At 54.4% G+C, this 930-nt stretch carries 1 protein-coding gene; it reads right to left on the bottom strand.

Annotated features, from left to right (window positions below):
• Positions 1 to 901, bottom strand: a 901-nt coding sequence (locus ACTHTJ_RS10680) for a type VI secretion system Vgr family protein (protein ID WP_440362668.1), incomplete at its 3' end; no start/stop codon positions are given.
• Positions 902 to 930: the final 29 nt, after the last annotated feature.

The raw sequence follows: 930 nt of genomic DNA, 5'->3' as shown, positions 1-930 counted from the left end.
CGTTCAACAGGGTCGTCTGAACTTGGGCTTCGTCGGGGGTTTTGGGATGAAGGCCCCAATGCTGCTGTTTGCCCAATAAGACGGTATTGTCGGCTGATTCTTCGGACTGTTTGTTGTCGGTTTCGGCAAAGAGGTCGGTATCGGCACTGCGGTAGTTGTAGTCGGCCGTGCGTATGCCTTCGACGATGGGGTTGTGGCGGATGCTTAAGTTGAAGAGTGCTTCGGTACCGACGCTTTCCAGCCCGGCATGGGGTCGGTAGGAAACGGGCAGGCTTTGGTCGCGGAAGTAGTGTTCGGGACTGTCGCCGAAGACGACCACGTCGCCATGTTGCTCATGCTGTTCGAAGGCATACCAAATGCCTTCTTCCTCACACAGACGGTTGACAAAGTCGAAGTCGCTTTCGAGATACTGGGTCACATACTCGCGTACGCTGTAGCTGCGGCTTTTTTGGAAACGGTAGTCGACACCTGAGAAGCTGTGGTGTTTGAAGACGGCAGTAACGATGTCGGGGACGGTTTGGTGTTGGAACAGCCGGGAAGTTTGGAAATGTTTTAAAGCCGCGAAGCGCGGCTCTAAAACAAAGCGGTAAACGGTTTCATCCTTAGATACCGACAACTTCTCGCATGAGGTGATAATGCCCTGCCATTGCTTCGCCGGCGGATCGTCTGAAGCAGACCCGAACACCCCGGCCACTTCCGACAGTAAGCCTTCCTGCGGACGAATCTCAAATGCTGCGCGTTGGTTGAGGTAGGAAGACAGAGGCAAAGAGGAATCGGTCGATGTGGCGGTGATTTCGACACGGTAGGCGGTATTGACCGCTTCGGAGGCGGTGAAGGAGCGGACTGAAAGTGAGGGAGAAAAACGGGCGAAGGTAAGATGATAGGATTGGCGGGCGGTCATAAGGGTAATATCCGACTGACGATGAACAC

This window comes from Neisseria sp. P0018.S001, assembly GCF_051957355.1.
Lineage (GTDB): Bacteria > Pseudomonadota > Gammaproteobacteria > Burkholderiales > Neisseriaceae > Neisseria > Neisseria subflava_A.
This window is presented reverse-complemented; position numbering and strand designations above follow the sequence as displayed.